Annotated in this window: 1 protein-coding gene; it reads right to left on the reverse strand. The window is 73.0% G+C overall.

What is annotated here, in order from left to right; all coding sequences use genetic code 11:
- A partial coding sequence (locus KPL78_RS30010) for a S1 family peptidase (protein WP_219766973.1) occupies window positions 1–1,208 on the reverse strand: 1,208 nt, incomplete at both ends.

Here is a 1,208-nt window from a genome sequence, read left to right on the forward strand (position 1 = left end):
GGCAGCGCCGGAGCAGGCGGTGCCGCGGGGCTCGCCGGCGGCGTCGTGGCCGGGGCCGCGGCACCACCCGGCACGCTGGCCGGCTGCGGGGCCGGCGCGGCGGGCTGGCAGGGCCCGGTCAGTTCGGTGACGGTCACCCCATTCGCCGTCAGGAAGGCGACGAGGGAATCCTCCTTCTGCGCGTAGGAGACCCGTTCCCCCTGCTCGGCGTTGAAGAAGCCGAAGGTGTTCACCCCCACGACACGGCCGCAGCGATCGACCAGCGGCCCGCCCGAATTGCCGCGGCTGATCGCCGCGGTGTGCGGCATGACCGTCAGGCCGGAGGGCAGGTTCTGCACCGCGCTGACCAGCCCGTCCGTGACCGCGAGTTCCGGGATGGCGCGGAGATTGCCGTCCAGCAGCGCCTGGAAATTCGCATCCGTCTGCATGATCGCCTGCGGGAAGCCCGCCGCGATGACGGGATCAAGGCGGCTTGCTACCCGAGTCAGGCCCAATGGCGACAACGCCGGGGCATCGGCCGGCAGGCGCAGCAGGGCAAAGTCCGGCTTGCCCGGCGCGGGGTCCGGCGTCTGCGCCGCCACCTGCACCGCGATCGGCCGTCCAAGCCGCCGGTTCACCACATAGACGCGCTGCGGATCGAGCGGGGCGACCACATGCGCATTGGTCACCACCACCCCGGGGGCGACGACGAAGCCCGTGCCCGTGCCCACCCCCTGCCCGTTCGCGAGCGGCCCCAGCACCAGCACCGTCGCCTGATCCAGCAGCTCGATCAGCGTGCCGGTGAAGGCCTGCTGGCCTTGCGGCGTCGGCGGCAGCGACGACGGCTGCATCGGCGTGATCTGCGGCGGCGTCAGCGGTGATTGGCCGAAGCCCTCGGGCCGGCAGACATCGCCTTGCAGGGCGACGCGCGCCTGGTCGATCTCGCGCTGCAGCGCCTCGTTGGTCTCGCGCTGGCGCCGCACCTGGTCATCGATGCGGGAAGCATCGGCGACATGCGCGACCAGCCGCTGCGCCGCGATGCGCTCCGAAATCAGGTTCCAGCCCAGCCAGAAGCCAAACCCGAGGAAGATCAGCGCCACCAGCACGCCGACCGGCAGCAGCCACCAGTTCCAGGCCGAGGACACCGCGCGCGCCGGCACCATCGCGGCCGCAACCGGAGCAACGGGCGCGACCGGCGGCGGCGCAACGGCGGGCCGCGGCGCGGCGGC

The sequence above is a fragment of the Roseomonas alba genome (genome assembly GCF_019430885.1).
Classification (GTDB): Bacteria; Pseudomonadota; Alphaproteobacteria; order Acetobacterales; family Acetobacteraceae; genus Neoroseomonas; species Neoroseomonas alba.